The following is a 20,028-nucleotide window of genomic DNA, read 5'->3' as shown; positions in this document are numbered from 1 at the left end:
TCGCGCCGGTCATGTCCCAGGCTGCCACCTCAGGCCCCTCGAGTGCCGTGACGATCGGTTCGAAGGTGCGGATCACGCGGGTGCGTGACCAGATCCCCGCCGAGCTGGTCGAAATGCTCCAGAGCGATGCCACCGGCACCGTCCGCGATTTCAAGATGACTGATGGCAGCGGCATCGGGGTGGTGGTGGAACTCGCCAACGGCAGCACCGGCTGGTTCTTCGACGACGAAATCGCCGCGGTCTGATTTGAGCGACGCCCCCGAGACCAGCAACAGTGGCGGCGGCGCCCGTCAGCTGCTTGGCATGAAAGGTGCCAGCGGCACCAGCTCCACCTGGAAGCTGCGCCTGCAGCTGATGAAGCCGGTCACCTGGATCCCCCTGATCTGGGGAGTGATCTGCGGGGCGGCGGCTTCGGGCAACTTCCACTGGACCCTGCCGGAGGTGGGCGCGTCCCTGGCCTGCATGGTGATGAGCGGTCCGCTGCTGGCCGGCTACACCCAGACCATCAATGACTACTACGACCGCGAGATCGACGCGATCAACGAGCCCTACCGGCCGATCCCATCTGGCGCCATCTCCCTGCCGCAGGTGAAAGTGCAGATCTGGGTGCTGCTGATCGCCGGCCTGGCGGTGGCCTGGGGGCTCGACCTCTGGGCCGGCCACACCACTCCGGTGCTGCTGCTGCTGGCGCTCGGCGGCTCGCTTGTGAGCTTCATCTATTCGGCACCGCCGCTGAAGCTGAAGCAGAACGGCTGGCTGGGCAACTATGCCCTCGGCGCCAGCTACATCGCCCTGCCCTGGTGGGCCGGTCAGGCCCTGTTCGGCCAGCTCACCTGGACCACGGCCCTGCTCACCCTGGCCTACAGCCTGGCGGGTCTCGGCATCGCCGTGGTGAACGATTTCAAGAGCGTCGAGGGTGACCGGGCCCTGGGGCTGCAGAGCCTGCCGGTGGTGTTCGGGATCAAGCGAGCCAGCTGGATCAGCGCTGGCATGATCGATCTGTTTCAGCTGGCGATGGTGGCTGTGCTGATCGCCATCGGTCAGAACTTCGCGGCCGTGCTGCTGGTGCTGCTGATCATTCCCCAGATCACGTTCCAGGACATCTGGCTGCTGCGCGATCCAGTGGCCTTCGATGTGAAGTATCAGGCGAGCGCCCAGCCGTTCCTGGTGCTGGGGATGCTGGTCACGGCGCTGGCGATCGGTCACAGCAGCCTGACCGTGGTGATGTGAGGGACCTGTGAGCAAACGCAGGCGGCGCTTGCTGCTGGTCGCTGCCTTCGCACTCACCGCTGGAGGCGCCACGGCGCTGGGGGTGAATGCCCTGTTCAAGGGGCTGGACAGCCTGTTGCCCGACGCTCGCCGGATCAGCACCTTCAACCGTCCGGGCACGGTGACGATCCTCTCGGCCGACGGGGAGGTGCTGCAGAAACTGGGCCCGGCCACGCGCGAGAAGGTGGCCAGCGGCCAGATGCCTGAGCTGGTGAAGGAGGCCTTCATCGCCGCCGAAGACCGCCGCTTCTATCAGCACAACGGCATCGACCCCACCGGCATTGCCCGGGCGATGCTGCGCAACCTGCGCCAGGGCTCCGTGGAGGAGGGGGCGAGCACGATCACCCAGCAGCTGGCGCGCACGGTGTTCCTCAGCCAGGACCGCACGCTGATCCGCAAGCTGAAGGAAGCGGCCCTGGCCGGAAAGCTGGAGCGGCAGCTGAGCAAGCAGCAGATCCTCGAGCAATACCTCAACTATGTGTATCTGGGCTCCAGCGCCTACGGCGTGGCCGATGCCGCCTGGATCTACTTCTCCAAGACCCCCGACCAGCTGACCCTGCCGGAGGCGGCCATGATCGCGGGGCTGCCGCCGGCCCCCTCGGTTTACTCGCCGCTGGTGAACCCGGAACTGGCCCTGCAGCGCCGCAGCGTCGTGCTGGAGCGGATGGCCCAGGCCGGCTTCATCGATGCTGGGGAGCTGGCCGACGCCAGGGCCACACCGCTGGAGCTGAAGCCGGCCCTGCCGAAGTACTGGAACAGCCGCGCCCCCTTCTTCACCGGCTGGGTGGCGCAGGAGCTGCCCAAGGTGCTGAGCGCCGAGCAGCTGGAAGTGGGCGGTCTGACGATCCGCAGCAGCCTCAATCAGGCCTGGCAGGAGGAAGGCCAGAAGGTGATCGACGCCAGCGCCTACGGCGGCCTGGAGGGGGCGCTGGTGACGGTGGAGCCGGGCACCGGTCTGGTGCGGGCGATGGTGGGCGGCAAGGACTTCAACAAGAGCCAGTTCAACCGCGCCACCCAGGCCCTGCGTTCACCCGGCTCCACCTTCAAGCTGTTTGTCTATCTGGCTGCCCTCAAGGCCGGCATGAAGCCGGAGGACACGGTGGTCGATGCCAAGCGCTGCTTCGCGGGGTACTGCCCCAAGAACTTCAGCGACCGCTACCTGGGGCGGGTGTCACTGGCGACGGCGCTGCAGAACTCGCTCAACACCGTGGCCGTGAGCCTGTTGCAGCAGGTGGGCTTCGACAAGGTGATCGCCACGGCCCAGAGCCTGGGCATCACGCGGGAGCTGGGGCGTTTCTACCCGATGGCCCTCGGCGCCTACGAGCAGACCGTGCTCGACATGACCACGGCCTATGCGGCGGTGATCAACCGCGGCGTATTTGTGCCCGCCACCCCGTTCGAGGAAATCAACGGGCCGAATGGTGAGCTGCTCTGGAGCCGGCGCGTGGATGGCGACAAGGGGCGGCGGGCGGTGAACAGCGACATCGCCGACGCCATGGTGTGGATGCTGGAGAGGGTGGTGAGCGGCGGCACCGGCGGCGCTGCCTCCCTTTCCGGCCGTCCCGTGGCGGGCAAGACCGGCACCTCCGAGGGAGCGCGCGACCTCTGGTTCATCGGCGGCATTCCCCAGCTCACCACCGGCATCTGGCTGGGCTACGACAACAACCGCAAGACCGGCAGCGACAGCGGTTCGGCCGCCGCGGCCTGGGGCCGCTACATGTCGGTGGTGGTGAAGGACCTGCCCGTGAAGCAGTTCCCGCCCAAGCCCGTGCTCACAGGCACTTTCAAGCCCACCAGGGCAGCCAGATCCACCGTCCAGCAGGGTCGTCCCAGCGACCTGCCCACCCCCGGCGAAGACCGCTGGCGGCCGGAGCCATCGCAGACGCCGCCAGCGAGCGAGCGCGGCAGCGACCTGCCTCCCCTGCCCGATCTGCCGACGCTGCCGCCGCCGAGCCGGCCACCCCAGGAGCGTCAACCAAGCCCCGAACCCCAACCCGCTCCGGAGCCCGCGCCAGCCCCGGTGGCACCCTCCTTCCCGGTGGCACCCCCACCCGTGGCACCGCCTCCCCCGGTGGCGCCACCTCCCGTTCCCTGATCCGTCCCGCCCGCCCGCTTCAGCCGGGCGCCTGCAGCACCGCGGCATAGAAGCCATCTCCACCCTGGGGGCCTGGCCAGTGCTGCTGTTGCGACAGCAGCAGCCAGCCAGGGTGGTGCTCCAGAAAAGCGGCGATCAGCTCGCCATTCTCGCTGGGGTGCACGGTGCAGGTGGCGTACACCAACCGGCCACCGGGGACCAGCAGCGGCAGCATCGCCTCCAGCAGGTTGCGCTGCAGGGCCACCAGCTCGCGGATGCCGCCGGGGGTCATGCGCCAGCGAGCATCAGGATGGCGCGCCAGGGTGCCCAGGCCCGAGCAGGGGGCATCGAGCAGGATCCGATCGAAGGGCGGTCCGGGGATGGCGCCGGGGAGGGCGGCATCGGCGGTGAGCGGCTCGATCGCGCTCAGCCCCAGGCGGCGGGCGTTGTCGCGCAGGCGGCGGAGACGGCCCTCGGAGCGATCCACCGCCAGCACGGTGCCGGCATCGCCGATCAACTCGGCCAGGTGGGTGCTCTTGCCGCCGGGGGCGGCGCAGGCATCGAGCAGGCGCTCCCCGGGCTGGGGGTCGAGCAGGGGGGCGATCACCTGGGCGGTGCGGTCCTGCACGCTCCAGTGGCCTTCGGCGTAGCCGGGCAGGGCACGCAGATCACCGCTGCGCCCGCCGAGGCTGAGGCCCCAGGGCAGATCCGGCAGGGGTTCGGCGCTCACGCCAGCGGCGGCGAGGGCCTCGATCACGCCCTCGCGATTGGCGCGCAGGCGATTCACGCGCAGATCGAGAGCGGGCGGCTGGTTGGCGGCCAGGGCGAAGGCCTCGGCGCCCTCACTGGGCAGCCACTGCAGCAATCCGGCAGCCAGCCAGGGGGGCAGGGAAGCGCGCAGGGCCAGGCTGGCGGCGGGATCGGCGGGAAGGGGCAGGGGCTCCCAGGGGGCGGCGCCGGGGGGGAGTGCCTGCCGGCGGCGCAGACAGGCCCGCAGCAGGCCATTGACCACCGGTGCCAGGCGGGCGAGACCGTCGCGCTTGGCCAGCTCCACCGTGGTGCTCACCGCCGCCGAGGCCGGCACCCGGGCTGTGAACAGGAGCTGATACAGGCCGAGGTGCAGCAACCAGCGCAGCGGCGGCGGCTGGCGCTCAGCCCGCACCTTGCCGAGGGCGTCGATCCAGCCGTCGAGCAGGCCCCGCTGGCGGATGGCACCGCAGGCCAGCTCGGTGGCCAGGCCGCGGTCGGCCGGCGCCAGGGGGGAGCGGCGCAGCTCCCGCTCCAGGGCCAGGTCGGTGTAGGCGCCGGCCGCCACGGCCTGCAGCACCCGCCAGGCAACGCGCCGGGCCTCGAGCCCGATGGCGCCCTGGTCTGCTGCCGGCGGGGCTGGGGTGGCGGGGGAGGCGCTCAAACGGCAGGGGGCGGCGGCCTCCACAGATAGCGCCGCAGGGGCAGCCGGCCCTGCTCATCCACGGGGATTCCCTCAGCGAGCAACAGCTGACGCTGCATCCAGTCGCTGCCTTCACGCGCCAGGCTGAGGCTGATGCAGCCGCGGGCATTGACGATCCGATGCCAGGGCACCTCCGATGGCAACGGCAGTCGGCGCAGGGCCCAGCCCACCTGACGGGCGCAGCCGTAGGCACCGATCAGCTCAGCGATCTGCCCGTAGGTGGCCAGCTGGCCGGCTGGGACAAGACCAACCGCCGCCCACACCCGCTGATCGAAGCCCGGAGTGCCATCAACCATGACAAGGGCTGACCGTAAGCAGCGGCAGGAAGATCCTGTCATCAGCGCTGGCGGAAAGCCGATCCGAGCGGACAGATCGCGGCCATAGAACTGAGTTCACAACTCCTTTGAGCCCCCACACGGGCCACCAAGATGCAGAGCACCAGCAGGATCAAGAGGGCCGCCTGGGGGCTGACGGCAGGGGCCGCCGGCCTGGCGCTCACGCTCAGCGGCTGCGGCCTGGTGCGCGCCACCGCCGAGGCACCGTCGGCCCGGGCCGCGGCCGCCACCCTGCCAGCTCCTGCCGCCGCAGCTGATGCTGCGGATGCTGATCAAGCCCGCGCCTGCGCCACGGGCCGTCAGAGCGCCGAGGAGGTGTTCCGCTCAGCCCGGGAAGGGGTGGCAGTGGTGTCCACGGGCAGCGGCATGGGCAGCGCCTTCGTGGTGGCCCAGCAGAACGGCCTCACCTACCTGGCCACCAATGCCCATGTGGTGAACGGCAGCGAGGTGGTGCGGCTGAAGTGGGTGGATGGCAGCAGCGACCGGGCCCGGGTGGTGGCGCGCGGATCAGGAGAGGATCCCACCAGCGACCTGGCCCTGCTGGCGGTGGAGGGCACGCGGGGCAAGGTGCTGCGCCTGCGCGATCAGGCCTCTGCCGTGGGGCAGGAGGTGTTCGTGATCGGCGCCCCGAAGGGCCTGGAGTTCAGCCTCAGCCGCGGTGTGGTGAGCAGCCTGCGCGGCAACGAGCAGATCCTGCAGATCGACGCGGCGGTGAACCCGGGCAACTCCGGCGGGCCGGTGCTGGATGCGGGCCAGTGCGTGGCGGGCATCGCCACCTTCAAGTTCGGCGACAGCGAGGGGTTGAATTTCGCGGTGTCGTCGAAAGTTGTGCGCGAGTTCCTGGCTCAGCTGCCGGCCGCTGGCCAGCCTGCGGCGGAGCCTCCCGACCAACGCCAGGCCCGGCGGCCACAGCAGCCGCAGCTGCCGTCGCGGCCTTCGCGGCCTGATCTGAACCCCAGACAGGATGCGCTCTGCCTGTTCCGCGCCGCCGGTGGCCGCGATGAACAGATCCCCTGCCGCGTCAGCCGCGTGCGTGGCCGCGGCGGCGGCACCCTCTACGACCTGGCCTGGGCTGACGGCTCCCGCAATGCCTATGCCTTCTTCGCCGATGGGCGCGTGGCGATCCGCGCCGAGGACGGCAGCGGCCAGACCCAGGAGGATGAGGGCAGCTTCCGGCGGTTGCAGGGTGGGGTGGCGGTGCTCAGCAGCGGCAACAGCCTCGCCTTCATCCCCGGTCTGGATCCGGTGCTGAACTGAGGCGCGGCAGGCGGCCTACGGTCGCCCCTGCCGCGCCGCGCCCATGCCCCTGCTGCCCCGCCGCTTCGAGCGGATCCGCGCCGTGCTCGATCGGCGCATGGCCGATCTCAGCGTGGTGCTGGAGGCGGTGGACAAGCCCCACAACCTCTCGGCGATCCTGCGCAGCTGCGATGCGGTGGGGGTACTCGAAGCCCACGTGGTGAGCCTGAAGGGCCGTCCGCGCACGTTCAACAGCACGGCCCAGGGCAGCCAGAAGTGGGTGCCGCTGCGTCCTCACGACACGGTGGAGGAGGTGCTGGGCCAGCTGAAGCAGCAGGGCTTCCGGCTCTATGGCACCCAGCTGGGCACCAGCGCTGTGGATTACCGCCAGTGCGACTTCCGCGGCCCCACGGCCTTCGTGCTGGGGGCGGAGAAATGGGGCCTGAGCGAGGCGGCGGCGGCGATGGTGGATCAGGCCCTGTTCATCCCCACCGGCGGCATGGTGCAGTCGCTGAATGTGTCGGTGGCGGCGGCGGTGCTGCTGTTCGAGGCACTGCGGCAGCGGCAGGCGGCGGGCCTGGTGCCGCAGGCCGGCGAAGGCTTGCCGAAAGGAGCGCGCGACAAGCTGCTGTTCGAGTGGGCCTATCCCCAGGTGGCGGACTGGTGCCGTCGCCAGGGGCGCCCCTACCCAGCGCTCACCGCGGAGGGGGAAATCAGCGAGGAGCTGCCGCGAACCCTGAAACTGCGCTATTGAGCTGCTGAGCCTGCCCAGGGTTCAGAGGAACGGGATCTTCAGAGGAACGGAATAAGCACGTCGTTGTGGTTCGGCAGCGGCGGCGGTGCCTGGCCGCTGTGGGCCCTCGGCAACCAGAGGGCCAGGCCCACACCGAGAAGTTCCAGAAGCAGGGGCCGTGCCACGAACAACACCACGGCCAGGGCCCCAAGGGACAGCAGGCGCTCAAGCAGGCCGATCACGTCGTCGCTGTTGGCCGTGCCCAGCAACCAGAGCAGCACTGAAGCTGCCAGCAGGAGTGCCATGACCCAGATGGGCATCACGGGTACCGGGACTGTTTCTCCGTCCTACTCAGAACCGGAGCCCCACGCAGCGGCTGGCAGGGTTGGCCAGCAAACCAACAAATCGGGGCGATTGCCAAGATCCAGGAGCTTGTGAGGAGCTGGTGAGATCGCCCGCCCTCACGCAGCCCTGCCCCCATCCCCGCCGCTCACCCAGGCCTCCAGGCCTTCCCCCAGAAACGACAGGCCAAGCACCAGCACGAACATGGCCAGGCCGGGGTAGAGGGCCGTCCACCAGATGCCGGTGGGCAGGGCGGTGAGGGCCTGCTGCAGATCACCGCCCCATTCGGGAATGGTTTCGGGCAGGCCCAGGCCGAGGAAGCCCAGACCTCCGAGCACCAGCACCGCATCGGCGGCATTGAGGGTGAGCAGCACCGGCACCGAGGTGATCACGTTGCGGAAGAGGTAGCGGCGCAGGATCCAGATCGGACCGGCCCCCAGGGTGCGGGCGGCCTCGACGTAGAGCTCGGCCTTCACCTGGGCCGTCTGGTTGCGCACCACCCGGAAGTACTGGGGGATGTACACCACGCAGAGGGCGGCGGCGGCATTGGGCAGGCCGCGGCCGAGCAGGAAGGCCAGCACCACCGAGAGCAGCAGCACCGGCAGGGTGTAGAGCGTGTCCATCAGCAGCACCAGCACCCGGTCGAACCAGCCGCCGAGGTAGCCGCTGAGCATCCCCAGGGGCACCCCGATCACCAGGGCCACCACCAGCGCCAGCAGCACCACCTGCAGGGCGACGCCGGCGCCGGAGAGGGTGCGCACGCACACATCACGTCCGAGCCGGTCGGTGCCGCACCAGTGCTGCAGCGACGGGGTTGAGTAGATCGGATTCTCCAGGCCGGTGTTGGGGTCGGCCAGCAGACCCAGATGGATCAGCAGCGGCGTGAGCAGGGCGATCAGCCCGTAGATCAGCACGATCACCAGGCCCCAGCGGGCCATGCGGCCGGAGAGGTCGGTGGGGCGCCAGCGGCGCAGCAGCCCGGAACGCGGCAGGGTGGTCATCGGCGGCGGTCCTGCGCTGCGGTCCTGGGCGCGGCCAGTCTGGGGCAGGACGGCGCTGGCGGCAGCACTGGCAGCGGCACTGGGCAGGCCGGCAGCTGGGTGTGGTCCGTAGGGTGAAACCGCTGAAGCCCCGCGAGAGCCGGCCCCTTGACGCGCTCCCCCCTGCAACCGGTGATCGCGGCGATCGGGGAAGTGCTGCTGGGTAAGGAGCGGGCGGTGAAGCTGGCGCTGGCCTGCCTGCTGGCCCGCGGCCATCTGCTGATCGAAGACCTGCCGGGGGTGGGCAAGAGCACGCTGGCGGAGGCGCTGGCCCGCAGCTTTGGGCTGGGCTTCAAGCGGGTGAGCTTCACCAGTGATCTGCTGCCGGCCGATCTCACCGGCATCAATGTGTTCGAGTCGGCCAGCGCCAGCTTCCGCTTCCACCCCGGACCACTGTTCAGCGAGGTGCTGCTGGCCGATGAGATCAACCGGGCCAGCCCCCGCACCCAGAGCGCCCTGCTGGAAGCGATGGCGGCGGGGCGGGTGAGCGTGGATGGCACCAGCCATCCGCTGCCGGATCCGTTCCTGGTGATCGCCACCCAGAACGGCCTGGATCAGGGCGGCACGGCGCCGCTGCCGGAATCCCAGCTCGACCGCTTCCTGATGCGCCTCAGCCTGGGCTTTCCGGAGCGGGCGGCGGAGCAGGCTCTGCTCACGGGAGCGGGCGGCCATCCGGACACGATCGCCACCGGCCTGGGGCCAGCCGACCTGAGGGCCCTGCAGCAGCAGGCGGCAGGCCAGCACTGCAGCGCAGCCCTGGTCGACTACGTGCTGGATCTGCTGGCCCGCAGCCGCAGCAGCGGCATGGGCGGGATGCCGCTGTCGCCGCGGGCGGGGCTGGCCCTGGTGGCGGCGGCCCGGGCCTGGTCGCTGCTGGAGGGCCGCGACCACGTGCTGCCCGATGACGTGCAGGCGGTGCTGGCGCCGGTGTGCGAGCACCGGCTGGACGGGGGCCAGCCCCGCCACGAGCCAGGCGAGCTGAGCCGGGAGCTGGGGCGTGGGGTGGATGGACTTCGGTGAGCCGCTGCGGGGCGAGCGGGTGCGGCTGGGGCTGCGCAACCTTTACATCGTGCCGACGCGCTTCGGCTGGCTGTGGCTGGCGGGGGCGGGTCTGCTGCAGGTGGTGGGCATCCAGCTGCAGCGCAATGGGCCGCTGCTGCTGAGTTTCCTGATGCTGGCGCTGCTGCTGCTGGCGCTGCACCTCACCCACTTCAACCTGATGGGGCTGGAACTGCGCTGCGGCCGTCCGGCGCCGGGCTTCGCCGATGAACCACTGGCCTACCCGCTCTTGCTGCGCTGCCCCAGCCGCTGCGAGGGTCTGGAACTGCGCTTCGGGGACGGCCCGATGCTCCGGCCCGGAGCGCTGATGGCGGGGGAACACGGGCTGAGCGTGCCGTGGCGGGCCAGCGGCCGGGGGCGACAGCGGCCGGGGCGGCTGCGGATCCGCACCACGGCACCCCTGGGGCTGTTCGTCTGCTGGACCCGCTGGGATCCAGCCGCATTCCAGCTGGTGTGGCCGGCGCGGGTGGCGGGCCCGGTGGCGCAGGTGGGGCGGCAGAGCCTGGGGGCGGAGGCCACAGCGCTGGCCGCCAGCCCTGGCAGCGCCGACTGGCATGACCTGGAGCCCCACCGACCCGAGGACGGCCAGGGGCGGCTGGCCTGGAAGCTGCTGGCCGCCGGACGGGGCCGGCACACCAAGACATTCCGCTCCGACGCCGAACCGGCCCCCTTGCTGACGGTGGCGGCGGCGGTGCCGCTGGAGCAGGCGCTGGAACACCTCAGCGAGCGGATCTGGCGCTCTCAGCGCGAGGGGCAGACCTATGGGCTGGTGGCCGGCGGGCGGCTGCTGGCGGAAGGCCGGGGGATGGGGCACCGCGACCGCTGCCTGGAGGCGCTGGCCCTGTGGCGCTGAAGACCTGGCGGAACTGGCGAGGCTGGCAGGGGCTGACACTGGCCCTGCTGGCGGCGGGCCTGCCGGGGCTGCAGGGGGGAACCCTGGCCTGGATGACGGTTGCGATGCTGGGCCTCGCTTGTCTGAAGCTGCTGGAGGCCAGGAGCCTGGGCGAGCGGCGCCTGGTGGCGCTGCTGCAGCTGGTGGTGGCCGGGCTGCTGGCGGCGCAGCGGCCGGAGCTGGGACCGACGCTGCTGCAGGGGACCGCCACGGTCACGGCGTTGGCGGGGCTGCTGGCGCTGGAGCTGGATGCGGGGCTGAACGCCAGGGCGCTGCTCAGCCGCAGCCTGCAGGTGGCGCTGGCGGCCCTGCCGATGGCACTGCTGCTGCTGGTGCTGGTGCCGCGGCTGGATCCCCTGGTGCCGCTGCCGGCGCCGGAGGATCGGGTGGCCGAAACGGGCCTGAGCGCCGATCTCGATCCAGGCGGCATCGCCCGGCTGGCCGGCAACGACGCGCCGGCGGCCCGGCTGGCCTTCGCGGCGGGCGGGCCGCCGGCGCCGGCGGAGCGCTACTGGCGGGTGCTGGTGCACGAACGCTTCGATGGCCGGCGCTGGCAACGGGGCGAGCGGTCACTGGAAGCGAACACGATCCCGCTGCCGCCGGCCGCGGGTCCGGCTAACCAGCTGTGGCTGATGGAGCCGAGCCGGTTCGCGGCGGTACCCTGGGATGGGACCTCACGGGCACCGGCCGGCGGCGACGAGTCGCTGCGGCTGCACGGCAGCGGCGAGCTGCTGCTGCGGCAGGCGGCGGCGGAGCGGCGCACCTACCGGCTGGCGGGGCAGGAGCGGGGGGTCAGCTGGCAACAACTGCCGCCCGGGCCGGTGGATCTGGCCTTTCCAGCGGGCCGCCAGCCGCGCCTGGAGACCCTGGGGCGAAGCTGGGCGGAGCTGCCCAGCACCGAGGCGCGGCTGGCGGCGGCCGAGAGCTGGTTCCGCAGCCGGCCGTTCCGCTACAGCCTCAGCCCCGGAGCCCTGCCTGAAACGGCCGGTCTGGATGCGTTCCTGTTCGAGCGGCAGGAGGGCTTCTGCGGGCACTACGCCAGTGCCTACACGGCCCTGATGCGGGCAGCGGGAGTGCCGGCCCGGGTTGTGAGTGGCTACCTGGGCGGCACCTGGGTGCAGCCGTTGGGCGGCAGCCCCTTCCTCGACGTGCGCCAGAGCAATGCCCATGCCTGGAGCGAGGTGTGGGTGAGCGGCGAGGGCTGGCGGCGGGTGGATCCCACCGTGTGGGCGGGGGGCGGTGGCGGTGCCGTGGCGGGAGCAGTGGCAGAAGCGGCGGCGGCCCGGACCAGTTGGTGGACCTGGAGCCAGCGCCAGTGGTGGGGGCTGGATGTGGCCTGGAGCCGCTGGTGGCTGGGGTTCGATCGCGCCGAGCAGGAGAACCTGCTGCAGCGGCTGCTGGGCAACCGGCGCGACTGGCTGGGGGCCCTGGTGCTGCTGGCGGTGGGGCTGACCCTGGCGGCTGGTCTGGGCCTGCTGGCGGTGCTGCAGCGGCGGGGCGGCGACCCGGCGCGGCGCCAGCTGGAGTGGGCACTGATGCCACTGCGCCGCGGCGGCCTGGAGCCGGAGCCGGGCGAGAGCCTGGAGCACTTCTGCCGGCGGGCCGCAGCGGCCAGGCCGGAGCTGGCGGCTGGACTGAGCGAGCTGGCCGCGAGCTACCAGAGCCTGCGCTTCGCGCCGCCGGGGACTGGGGGAAGCAACAGCCGCGCCCGGCTGGCACGGGCGGCGCACCGGCTGCGGCACAACACCACCCTTACTGTTCGGCCATGGATGCAGATGTGCGCTGGCAGCAACGGTTCTCGAACGATTGCCGGGCCCTGGAGCAGCTGGATCGAGCCACCGCCGCCTTGATCACGTCCCATATCCGCGAGAGGTATCTCACTTGTTTTCGTCAGCTGCGCACCACGCTCGAGAAGCGCCTGCCGTAACCCAACCGGTGCCTGGGTTGCCCGTGGAGGCGAGCCAGAAGCTGCTGGGTGTGCTGGCGGCATGTCCAGCGGTTGAAGAGGTGTGGCTGTACGGGTCGCGGGCGATGGGCCGACACCGCCCCGCCTCCAGAGATCTGCTGCGGCTGATGGAGGCGATCGATGATCTGCCGCTGCCCTGGCAGGTGGATCTTTCGCTGGAAGCCCACCTGAACGAGGATCTGCGCGCCCATGTGGAGCGCGTGGGTCTCTGCCTGCTGAGCCGTGGGTCGATGCGGAATCCGGACACTCGCCGTCGCGCTGCCGATCAAAAGTAAGGGCTTACTGCCTTACGATGGCTTTGCCTGCTGAAGCCCGATGCCAACCCTCACCGTGACCAGCAAGGGGCAGGTCACCCTGCGCAAGGACCTGCTCGGCCATCTGGGTGTCAGGCCTGGTCAGCGGGTTGAGGTTGATGTGTTGCCTGGGGGCCGCATCCAGATCCAGGCGGAACGCCCCCCAGGCACGATCGATGCCTTCATCGGGCTTCTGGCCGGCAGGAGCAGCCGCTCGGCCTCTCTGGAGGAACTCGATGCTGCCGCTGCCGAGGGCTGGGCAGGCCATGAACAGGCAGGGCCGCAGAACGCGCCGCAGTCATCGTGAAGATCACGGCCGACACGAATCTGCTGGTGCGGGCCGTCGTCCAGGACGACCAGCACCAGGCTCAGCTGGCGGCGGAACTTCTTCGGGAGGCCGAATTGATTGCGGTTCCGCTACCGGTGCTTTGCGAATTCGTCTGGGTTCTGCGCCGGGTGTACGGCTTCACGAATCACGATTGCATCGCAGCGATCGAGACGCTGGCGGCCTCCCCACCGGTCGTCCTTGATCGGCCGTGTGTGGAGGCGGGGCTGGCGATGTTGGCCGCCGATGGTGATTTTGCTGATGGGGTGATCGCCCACAGCGGCCGTTGGCTCGGCGGCGAAGTGCTGGCCAGCTTCGACCGCAAGGCTGCGGAGCTGCTGAAAGCTCAGGGACAGCCAACGCTGCTCCTGAACGGGCCGGCTGCCACAGCTAGGTTTTCGCCATGACCCCCCAGCCCCAGCCCCAGCCGAATGTGCTGATCGTCGACGACGACCCGGAACTGCGCCGCTTCCTGGCCGGTGAGCTGAAGGCCGACGGCTACGGGGTGGAGAGCGCCGGCACGGGCCAGGAGGCGCTCACCCGCATCCGCGGGGGCGAGTGGGATCTGGTGCTGCTGGACTGGACCCTGCCGGACTTCAGCGGTGTGGAGGTGTGCCGGCGGATGCGCGCCAGCGGGCTGGATACGCCGGTGCTGATGCTCACGGCCCGCGATGCGGTGAGCGAGCGGGTGGAGGCGCTGGATGCCGGCGCCGACGATTACCTCACCAAGCCGTTCTCGATCGAGGAACTGCTGGCGCGGGTGCGGGCGCGGCTGCGGCGCGATGGCCGCAGCGGTGGCGGCAGCGCGGAGATGCTCAGCCTGAATGGCCTGCTGGTGAACACCGCCAGCCACGAGGTGAGCCGCGACGGGCAGCCGATCCAGCTCACCGTGCGTGAGTACGACCTGCTGCTGTGCCTGCTGCGCCAGCCGAACCGCGTGCATGAGCGCAACGCGATCCTGAGGGAGGTGTGGGGCGAAACCTTCGTGGGCGACGACAACCTGCTCGACGTTTACATCCGCTATCTGCGCAAGAAGGTGGAAGCGCCCGGCCAGCCCACACTGATCCAGACGGTGCGAGGCGTGGGGTTCATGCTCAAGGAAGGCGCGGTGAAGGCCTGATCAGGCGCGCCTGGTTCGACCGGGGGTTGGTGCAGTCAGCAGAAGTTACACGATGCCTCAGCGAAGTTCTTCGATGTCATCGATGTGGTCCTTGGAGATCCAAATTTCATGGGGCGAAGGATGCAGGTGCTGCCTCGTGGCCATGCCACTTCGGAATCAGCCTGGCAAGAGTTGAATCGGGCACTCGAGGCCAGGTGCAGCAGCGAGACGACGATCGGCCGTGAGCAGCGGGCAGCCGAGGGCTTCGGCCAGGGACACATAGGTGGCGTCGTAGGCGCTGAGGTTGTGGCGCAGCACCCAGATTCGCGCCAGCAAGGGTCGATGGCCACTGCGCCGGATCCCCATGGCCTGGAAAGCATTCAAGCAACTCTCGATCTCCACCTCAGTCAAGGTGCCGGCCAGATTGAGGCGCCTGAACACCGACATCACCTCCACATCGAGCAGATGGGGAGCGTGGATGGTTGCCGTGGCCAGCAGCCGCCGGGCCGGGCCCTTGTGCAATAACGCCGCCACCACGGCCGACGCATCAGCCACGATCACCGCTCCTGCCGCCCTGCCGCAAGGGCTTCGGTGATGGCCGAGGTGGGCACTGGCAGGTCGGGCAGAGCGTCGAGGAGGGGGGCGTTGTCGGCACGGCGCGACGCCTCGATCAGCTCCCGCACAGCAAAGACGCTCACCGGCAGGCCCGCCAGGGCGGCGAGGCGCTCCAGGCGCTGCACGGCGTCGTCGGGAACATTGCGAAGGTAAAGCGTTCGCATGGCGCCAATCGCTTGCTAGCCATAAGCAAGTCTAGAGCAAGCCAGTGGCCGTTAGCACGCCGGTGCTGATGCTCACGGGGCAAAGGGATTGATCAGGCTGATGCTGGTGTCGATGAAATGGCGCGTGTTGCGGGTGGCCAGCTGGGCGCCACGGGCCAGGGCAATGCCGGCAATCAGGGTGTCGCGCAGATCCACCTGGCGCCCCCTGGCCTTGCGATCGGCGGCCAGATCGGCGGCCCTGCAGGCAGCCAGGCCATCCAGCGGAGCGATGCGATCCTGAACCAGTTGCTCCAACAGCTGATCGAGCCCTCGCTGGAGCGCGCGGCGACGTTGACCTGCCGGCAGGATTGCCACGCCGTACCGCAACTCAACCACCACCACGCTGGGCAGCCAGACCTCCTGGATGCCCTGGTCATCCAGCCAGCTCACCACCGCCGGATCCGGACGGGACTGCATCACCGCCGAGATCACGTTGGTATCGAGCAGGATCACAGATCAAAGGCGGCGGGTGCGGCCTCGTGGCCCTGCCACTCGGGAATCGGCTGCTCCAGCCCTGCGCCAGCGAACAGAGCAGCCATCTGCGATCCAAGCCCAACTCCTTCGGGCTGAACCTGCTCCGCTTCCGCTGCCTGGCGCAGGATCAGGCGGGCTTCCTCCTCCATGCTGCGGCCATGGCGGCGGGCGCGACGCTGCAGCGCTTCCTTCACCGACAACTCCAGATTGCGAACCAGCAACTGCGCCATCACGCCATCTCCGACCAAGCCGCTATCACGCTAGCAATATCGGCGCAGGTGCACCTGGCGCTGGCATCGATCAGTCGTAGACCGCCACCCCAGCCGCCGCCGCCGCGGCGAGCAGAGCCCGATCGAAGCTCGCCAGCCCTGAACCCAACCGCAGGGCCAACTCCAGGTAAGAGGCGTTATGGCTGCTGAGCTGGAAACTGCGACCCAGGCTGGTGATGCGCTCCGTTGTTTCAAGAGGCGATGCAGGATCGGTGCGGCTGGGCACCAGATCAGCCACGGCCTTGCCACGCACCGTGATCGTGACGCTCTCCCTCTGCTCCACCTCACGCAGGAGGCGGGAGAGGTGGATCTTGGCCCAGGGATTATTAAAAAACTGGCTCAGTAGGCCTGGCTGATCCCGTCAGCATGGGAGTCGGTCCACGTTAATAGACCTTTTCCACGTTCCGATATCTGTTCCTAGAGCTCGATGTGGAGGCGTTCGAGGCCCAGCTGCTCAAGTGGATGAGTCAGCGGCCTGCCTTGGTGGACGGCCCACACACTCTGGTGCCAGGCGGCAAGACACTGCGCGGCTCGATCGACCAGAAGGCTGGTGCTGCAGCGACTTTCATGGCCCGGGTGAGTCCATGCTCCCAACAAGTGGGGGTGGCGATAGCCCAGACCACTTACGCCACTGACGAGAGCAGCGAGACCGCTTCACTCCGAAGGCTCCTCCGAGGCAGCAAGTTCACCGACGTCCTGGTGCAGGCGGATACCTGCACGGGAATCGCCCGCATTTCGCTTCCTTGCGGAGCAGGGCACCGACCTCAGATTGCCATCAAAGTCAGTCGGCGAATGGCTTTTAAGCTGATCCGCTGGCTCACCACCCCAGCAAGGGCCGGCAGGGGTCCTCTTTCCTGCTCAGGACGCAGTGGCAAGTGGCGAGAGGTGGAGAGCCTGGGTAAGTTTGCTGATTGCTCGTGAAGATGGAAGTTTCCCGGAAAGTGATCGTCGGGGGGAATGCTCTGATGCGGTGCTAGTTTTTTCAACATTGACGTGTTGCACTGGCTTGCCACCTTCAGGTTCAGGGTGGCCCGAGGCGTTGCTGCCCCTTCATCGTGGCTATCTTTGTGGCCATGAGCACCGCTTACTGGGCGAAGTTCTGGCAGAAGGGCTGCCTGCCAATGGGGGACGATTCTCCACAGCTTGTCGAAAGTGGATTGAAGGAGAGTTGGGGGCTCGACGCGTCATCCTCACGACCTCTGCTACAGCAGCCCTGGAGATGGCCGCGCTGCTTTGCGAGATAGAGCCTGGGGACGAAGTGGTGCTGCCTTCGTTTACCTACGTGGCTACCGCCAACGCCTTCCTGCTCCGCGGCGCCACCCTTCGCTTCGGAGATATCCGAGCCGACACATTAAATCTTGATGAGCAGGCTCTGCGATCTCTCATAACTCCCCGCACCAGGGTAGTTGTACCCGTGCACTATGCCGGTGTCGGTGCGGCCACGGAGGAGATGCAGAGCATGACCCGCCCCCATGGGATTGACATTGTTGAAGATGCGGCCCAGGGACTGCTGGCAAGCCGAAACGGACGTGCGCTTGGTACAGCTGGAGAACTAGGGGTGATCAGCTTTCACGCCACGAAAAACATCAGTTGTGGGCAAGGGGGTGCCCTGCTCGTGAATGATCCTCGCTTTGATGAACGTGCCTCTATTCTGTCTGAGGAAGGTACAGATCGAATCAGATTTCGCCAAGGTACGGTGACTTCTTACCAGTGGCACGATATTGGCTCGGCCTTCCAGCTGTCTGAAATGGCTGCTGCCATGTTGTTGGCCCAGCTTCAAGCAGCCTCGTTCATCACGATGCGACGCAATGAGATCCTGACGTCCTACTCAAAGGCGCTGTCGCCACTTGCACAGAAAGGATTGCTGCAGCTGCCAGTTGTTCCAGGTAATTGTCTGTCAAATGGCCACATTATGTATGTCATTCTGCCGGATCGCGAAACACGTCATCGTCTTTCTGGGGATCTCAGGGCTCTTGGAATTGAGGCGGTTGGGCATTTCATGCCTCTTCATGCTTCTCCGATGGGTCAGAGGCTGGGATATAGAAGCGGTGATTTACCGGTGACCGAAGATCTGGCGTCACGCTTGCTCAGGCTTCCCTGCTGGCCTGATCTTTCTGACGTTGACATTGAGAGAGTCGTCAACGCGCTTGAGACATGTCTCACAGCAGGCTCGGATTGAACATGTAAGGTCAGATGATGTTCACCAAGAGTGGAGCAGCGATGAGTAAAGCTTCTGCCAAGGAGTATCAGGAATGTGGCTATGTTGTTGTCCGTGGCCTTTTCGGCTCTCAGGAGATCAAGGCGCTCCGTGCATGCTTGGATATCGCGCAGACTCGAAAACCTGGGGAGGATTGGCTAACAAAGGATAAGATGGTATTTCGGAGCAATCTGTTCCAACGAAGCACTGCACTGCAGGCATTTATCAGTCAGCCACGAATCGTTGATCTTGTCAGTACGCTTATTGGCCCAGATTTCTGGGTTCGCTGGGACCAAATGGTCAATAAGCTCCCTGGTGGAGGAGAGTTCCCCTGGCATCAGGACAATGCATACAATAATCTACTGACAGCACATTGTCAGTTGTGGGTTGCGCTCACTCCAATTAACCTGGATATGGGAGGCTTCTGGGTTCAACCCGGAAGCCATCGACAGGGGTTGCTGCAGCATCGATTCATTGATCGCTATGCCGTCTTCGCGGGAGAGGTGATGAACCCAGTCCTTATTGAGGCGGAAGCAGGCGACGTGATCTTATTCTCTTCGTACTTGCTTCATTCCACGTCTGTCAATATTTCTCAGCATGAGCGCTGTGCTTATGTGGTGGAGTTCGTTCCCAGCCGTGACATTGACCCATACATTCGCTCCCCCTACTTTAGGGTGGCTCTTCACGGTCGCCCAGCACCCAGGTTTCAGTCTTTCCTGCCTTCTCATTTCAGTCTTCGCAATCAGTTGCTTTACCTCGGGCCTCGATTGGCTCGTGTTGCGCGCCGGATGATACAGGCCAGTCAATCACTCGGCATCAGCCAATGAACCGACAGATTCTTGACAAGCTGCTGGGAGCGGCAAAGCGACGCCTGGGGTGGGTGTTGCGACCTCCGCTCGTCCAGGGTCGGATGCCGAGGATGTGTCCTGGTGGTCACCGTCTTGGGCTGGAAGAAGAGGAGGCTGCGGTGGCAGCCGTTCGAGAGGTGATGCGATCAAAGAAGCTGTTTCGTCACTTCGGAGTAACTCGCAACCTCTTGCAACCCTCACGCGTTCTCCAGCTTGAGAACGCCTTTGCCAGGCGGATGCGGGCTCGCCACGCCCTGGCTGTGAACTCCGGTACCAGCGCCATCGTCTGCGCGCTTCGAGGTTTAGGAATTGGCCCAGGCGATGAGGTGATCCTCCCTTCTTACTCCTGGGTGTCGACCGCGTCTGCGGTTGTTTCGGTTGGAGCTGTTCCCATTCTGGCTGAGATCGACGAATCCCTGACGCTTGACCCAGCTGATGTGGAGGCGAAGATCAGTCCGCTGACAAGGGCCATACTTGCTGTGCACATGCGAGGCGCTCCCGCACGACTGGATGTACTCCTCGATCTCGCATCCCGCCGAGGTCTTTTCCTGATTGAGGATGTGGCCCAGTCCCTAGGGGCGAGTTTCTTTGGCAAGCAACTCGGAACACTCGGTGATGCTGGTGTCTTCAGCTTCCAGATGAGCAAGATCCTTACAGCGGGTGAAGGTGGAATGCTCCTGAGCGCTGAACAGCTGACCCATGAACGTGCTGTGATGTATCACGACTCAGCCGTTTGCCTGCACCGCGGTGTGGAGCTGGAGGATTGGATCGCCGGCTTGAACCTACGCATGTCTGAGCTACATGCAGCGATTCTGCTGGTGCAGCTTGATCGGTTAGACGATATTCTCAACGCCATGCGCGAGCGAAAGAAACAGTTGTTAAATGTGATCAAGAATCCACTGGAAAGGCGTGGCATATCTTTTCGAGCTCTTCACGATGAACAGGGCGACGCTGCCACTTCTCTGGTGTTCTTTTTGCCTGATGCCAGCAAGGTCCAACCTGTCATTGATGGTCTGTTGAGGGAGAACGTTCCCGCGAGTCGAATGTATAATGATCTGGCATTCCTGCCCAGAGATCCGATTGATTTGCATGTGTATACTTCGTGGGCTCCGATCCTGAAACAGCGGGCATGGTCCGCGTCAGGAGCGCCATGGAGTGGCCATCCTCGGCCCCTGGATATTGATTCGAATCCATGCCCGCGAACTCTTGCCCTGCTGAGGCGGGCTGTACATATTGACATCAATCCAGAGCTTAGTTTCTTGCAGGTTGATCAGATCGGGAAAGCACTTTTGCGCACTGTCCATTGATA

At 67.1% G+C, this 20,028-nt stretch carries 24 protein-coding genes; 15 read left to right on the top strand and 9 right to left on the bottom strand.

The annotated features are described in order from the left end of the window. Positions 1-11: 11 nt before the first annotated feature. From KBY77_RS12975 to KBY77_RS12965, 3 genes are read left to right on the top strand one after another with little or no spacing between them, the layout of a single operon-like run. The gene (locus tag KBY77_RS12975) at positions 12-245 is read left to right on the top strand and encodes a DUF2862 domain-containing protein (RefSeq protein ID WP_255105191.1); all 234 of its coding nucleotides are present in this window, start codon (positions 12-14) and stop codon (positions 243-245) included. Position 246: 1 nt separating this feature from the next. Next, the gene (chlG, locus tag KBY77_RS12970; RefSeq protein ID WP_255105189.1) at positions 247-1,230 is read left to right on the top strand and encodes a chlorophyll synthase ChlG; all 984 of its coding nucleotides are present in this window, start codon (positions 247-249) and stop codon (positions 1,228-1,230) included. Between the two features lie 7 nt (positions 1,231-1,237). Further along, entirely contained in the window at positions 1,238-3,364 is a 2,127-nt protein-coding gene (locus tag KBY77_RS12965; protein WP_255105187.1) for a transglycosylase domain-containing protein, read from the top strand. 19 nt (positions 3,365-3,383) lie between these two features. Here KBY77_RS12965 and KBY77_RS12960 read toward each other — a convergent pair whose 3' ends face one another. Together KBY77_RS12960 and KBY77_RS12955 are read right to left on the bottom strand one after the other, a co-directional pair. Further along, positions 3,384-4,754, bottom strand: coding sequence for a 16S rRNA (cytosine(967)-C(5))-methyltransferase (locus KBY77_RS12960; protein WP_255105184.1), 1,371 nt, complete (start codon positions 4,752-4,754; stop codon positions 3,384-3,386). Next, on the bottom strand, positions 4,751-5,089 hold the full coding sequence (locus KBY77_RS12955; RefSeq protein WP_255105181.1) for an MGMT family protein: 339 nt from the start codon (positions 5,087-5,089) through the stop codon (positions 4,751-4,753). Before KBY77_RS12955 ends, KBY77_RS12960 begins: the two co-directional genes overlap by 4 nt. Positions 5,090-5,221: 132 nt before the next feature. Here KBY77_RS12955 and KBY77_RS12950 point away from each other — a divergent pair, with 132 nt between their 5' ends. Continuing rightward, positions 5,222-6,385: a S1C family serine protease gene (locus tag KBY77_RS12950; RefSeq protein WP_255105178.1), complete on the top strand. Its 1,164-nt coding sequence runs from the start codon at positions 5,222-5,224 to the stop codon at positions 6,383-6,385. Positions 6,386-6,428: 43 nt separating this feature from the next. After that, positions 6,429-7,118, top strand: a complete 690-nt coding sequence (gene trmH, locus KBY77_RS12945; RefSeq protein WP_255105175.1) for a tRNA (guanosine(18)-2'-O)-methyltransferase TrmH — start codon at positions 6,429-6,431, stop codon at positions 7,116-7,118. A gap of 38 nt (positions 7,119-7,156) precedes the next feature. On the opposite strand, the gene KBY77_RS12940 is transcribed toward trmH, so the two are convergent. Continuing rightward, positions 7,157-7,417: a hypothetical protein gene (locus tag KBY77_RS12940; RefSeq protein ID WP_255105174.1), complete on the bottom strand. Its 261-nt coding sequence runs from the start codon at positions 7,415-7,417 to the stop codon at positions 7,157-7,159. A gap of 141 nt (positions 7,418-7,558) precedes the next feature. Beyond that, a complete protein-coding gene (locus KBY77_RS12935) occupies positions 7,559-8,440 on the bottom strand; it encodes an ABC transporter permease (RefSeq protein ID WP_255105172.1) in 882 nt (293 codons plus the stop codon). A gap of 147 nt (positions 8,441-8,587) precedes the next feature. On the opposite strand from KBY77_RS12935, the gene KBY77_RS12930 reads away from it, so the two are divergent. The 7 genes from KBY77_RS12930 to KBY77_RS12900 all read left to right on the top strand — a co-directional run bounded on the left by KBY77_RS12930 (position 8,588) and on the right by KBY77_RS12900 (position 14,134). After that, complete coding sequence (locus KBY77_RS12930) at positions 8,588-9,499, top strand: MoxR family ATPase (protein ID WP_255105170.1); 912 nt, start codon at positions 8,588-8,590, stop codon at positions 9,497-9,499. After that, positions 9,486-10,391 (top strand): hypothetical protein, encoded by a 906-nt coding sequence (locus KBY77_RS12925; protein ID WP_255105168.1) that lies wholly within the window; start codon positions 9,486-9,488, stop codon positions 10,389-10,391. Before KBY77_RS12930 ends, KBY77_RS12925 begins: the two co-directional genes overlap by 14 nt. Further along, on the top strand, positions 10,382-12,280 hold the full coding sequence (locus KBY77_RS12920; RefSeq protein ID WP_255105166.1) for a transglutaminase domain-containing protein: 1,899 nt from the start codon (positions 10,382-10,384) through the stop codon (positions 12,278-12,280). Before KBY77_RS12925 ends, KBY77_RS12920 begins: the two co-directional genes overlap by 10 nt. A gap of 85 nt (positions 12,281-12,365) precedes the next feature. Continuing rightward, positions 12,366-12,671, top strand: coding sequence for a nucleotidyltransferase family protein (locus tag KBY77_RS12915; RefSeq protein ID WP_255105164.1), 306 nt, complete (start codon positions 12,366-12,368; stop codon positions 12,669-12,671). Between the two features lie 40 nt (positions 12,672-12,711). After that, positions 12,712-12,996, top strand: a complete 285-nt coding sequence (locus tag KBY77_RS12910; RefSeq protein ID WP_255105162.1) for an AbrB/MazE/SpoVT family DNA-binding domain-containing protein — start codon at positions 12,712-12,714, stop codon at positions 12,994-12,996. Further along, positions 12,993-13,421 (top strand): type II toxin-antitoxin system VapC family toxin, encoded by a 429-nt coding sequence (locus KBY77_RS12905; RefSeq protein WP_255105159.1) that lies wholly within the window; start codon positions 12,993-12,995, stop codon positions 13,419-13,421. Before KBY77_RS12910 ends, KBY77_RS12905 begins: the two co-directional genes overlap by 4 nt. After that, the gene (locus KBY77_RS12900) at positions 13,418-14,134 is read left to right on the top strand and encodes a response regulator transcription factor (protein WP_255105157.1); all 717 of its coding nucleotides are present in this window, start codon (positions 13,418-13,420) and stop codon (positions 14,132-14,134) included. The genes KBY77_RS12905 and KBY77_RS12900 overlap by 4 nt, the downstream gene beginning before the upstream one ends. Positions 14,135-14,290: 156 nt before the next feature. On the opposite strand, the gene KBY77_RS12895 is transcribed toward KBY77_RS12900, so the two are convergent. From KBY77_RS12895 to KBY77_RS12875, 5 genes are all read right to left on the bottom strand, one after another. Next, positions 14,291-14,668 (bottom strand): type II toxin-antitoxin system VapC family toxin, encoded by a 378-nt coding sequence (locus KBY77_RS12895; RefSeq protein WP_255105154.1) that lies wholly within the window; start codon positions 14,666-14,668, stop codon positions 14,291-14,293. Between the two features lie 2 nt (positions 14,669-14,670). Beyond that, entirely contained in the window at positions 14,671-14,892 is a 222-nt protein-coding gene (locus tag KBY77_RS12890) for a hypothetical protein (RefSeq protein ID WP_255105153.1), read from the bottom strand. A gap of 72 nt (positions 14,893-14,964) precedes the next feature. After that, complete coding sequence (locus KBY77_RS12885; protein ID WP_255105151.1) at positions 14,965-15,384, bottom strand: type II toxin-antitoxin system VapC family toxin; 420 nt, start codon at positions 15,382-15,384, stop codon at positions 14,965-14,967. Continuing rightward, the gene (locus KBY77_RS12880; RefSeq protein ID WP_255105148.1) at positions 15,381-15,635 is read right to left on the bottom strand and encodes a FitA-like ribbon-helix-helix domain-containing protein; all 255 of its coding nucleotides are present in this window, start codon (positions 15,633-15,635) and stop codon (positions 15,381-15,383) included. Before KBY77_RS12880 ends, KBY77_RS12885 begins: the two co-directional genes overlap by 4 nt. 70 nt (positions 15,636-15,705) lie before the next feature. Beyond that, entirely contained in the window at positions 15,706-15,984 is a 279-nt protein-coding gene (locus tag KBY77_RS12875) for a type II toxin-antitoxin system prevent-host-death family antitoxin (protein WP_255105334.1), read from the bottom strand. Between the two features lie 558 nt (positions 15,985-16,542). Between KBY77_RS12875 and rffA the strand changes: the two genes are divergently transcribed. From rffA to KBY77_RS12860, 3 genes are all read left to right on the top strand, one after another. Further along, positions 16,543-17,853, top strand: a complete 1,311-nt coding sequence (gene rffA / locus KBY77_RS12870) for a dTDP-4-amino-4,6-dideoxygalactose transaminase (protein ID WP_315856587.1) — start codon at positions 16,543-16,545, stop codon at positions 17,851-17,853. A gap of 41 nt (positions 17,854-17,894) precedes the next feature. Next, positions 17,895-18,698: a phytanoyl-CoA dioxygenase family protein gene (locus KBY77_RS12865; protein ID WP_255105147.1), complete on the top strand. Its 804-nt coding sequence runs from the start codon at positions 17,895-17,897 to the stop codon at positions 18,696-18,698. A gap of 92 nt (positions 18,699-18,790) precedes the next feature. Then, positions 18,791-20,026 (top strand): DegT/DnrJ/EryC1/StrS aminotransferase family protein, encoded by a 1,236-nt coding sequence (locus KBY77_RS12860; protein WP_255105145.1) that lies wholly within the window; start codon positions 18,791-18,793, stop codon positions 20,024-20,026. Positions 20,027-20,028 lie beyond the last annotated feature (2 nt).

This window comes from Synechococcus sp. Cruz-7E5 (genome assembly GCF_024345995.1).
In the GTDB taxonomy this organism is placed as follows: Bacteria; Cyanobacteriota; Cyanobacteriia; order PCC-6307; family Cyanobiaceae; genus Regnicoccus_A.
Note: the sequence above shows the minus strand (reverse complement) of the source record. Positions and strands in the feature narration are given on the sequence as shown.

What these genes read in the sequence shown, in the direction of transcription:
- KBY77_RS12935 (WP_255105172.1), bottom strand. Translation starts at nt 8,440, where the DNA reads ATGACCACCCTGCCGCGTTCCGGGCTGCTGCGCCGCTGGCGCCCCACC.
- KBY77_RS12975 (WP_255105191.1), top strand. Translation starts at nt 12, where the DNA reads ATGTCCCAGGCTGCCACCTCAGGCCCCTCGAGTGCCGTGACGATCGGT.
- KBY77_RS12880 (WP_255105148.1), bottom strand. Translation starts at nt 15,635, where the DNA reads ATGGCGCAGTTGCTGGTTCGCAATCTGGAGTTGTCGGTGAAGGAAGCG.
- KBY77_RS12925 (WP_255105168.1), top strand. Translation starts at nt 9,486, where the DNA reads ATGGACTTCGGTGAGCCGCTGCGGGGCGAGCGGGTGCGGCTGGGGCTG.
- KBY77_RS12860 (WP_255105145.1), top strand. Translation starts at nt 18,791, where the DNA reads ATGTGTCCTGGTGGTCACCGTCTTGGGCTGGAAGAAGAGGAGGCTGCG.
- KBY77_RS12950 (WP_255105178.1), top strand. Translation starts at nt 5,222, where the DNA reads ATGCAGAGCACCAGCAGGATCAAGAGGGCCGCCTGGGGGCTGACGGCA.
- trmH (WP_255105175.1), top strand. Translation starts at nt 6,429, where the DNA reads ATGCCCCTGCTGCCCCGCCGCTTCGAGCGGATCCGCGCCGTGCTCGAT.
- KBY77_RS12910 (WP_255105162.1), top strand. Translation starts at nt 12,712, where the DNA reads ATGCCAACCCTCACCGTGACCAGCAAGGGGCAGGTCACCCTGCGCAAG.
- KBY77_RS12890 (WP_255105153.1), bottom strand. Translation starts at nt 14,892, where the DNA reads ATGCGAACGCTTTACCTTCGCAATGTTCCCGACGACGCCGTGCAGCGC.
- KBY77_RS12940 (WP_255105174.1), bottom strand. Translation starts at nt 7,417, where the DNA reads ATGCCCATCTGGGTCATGGCACTCCTGCTGGCAGCTTCAGTGCTGCTC.
- KBY77_RS12955 (WP_255105181.1), bottom strand. Translation starts at nt 5,089, where the DNA reads ATGGTTGATGGCACTCCGGGCTTCGATCAGCGGGTGTGGGCGGCGGTT.
- KBY77_RS12865 (WP_255105147.1), top strand. Translation starts at nt 17,895, where the DNA reads ATGAGTAAAGCTTCTGCCAAGGAGTATCAGGAATGTGGCTATGTTGTT.
- KBY77_RS12900 (WP_255105157.1), top strand. Translation starts at nt 13,418, where the DNA reads ATGACCCCCCAGCCCCAGCCCCAGCCGAATGTGCTGATCGTCGACGAC.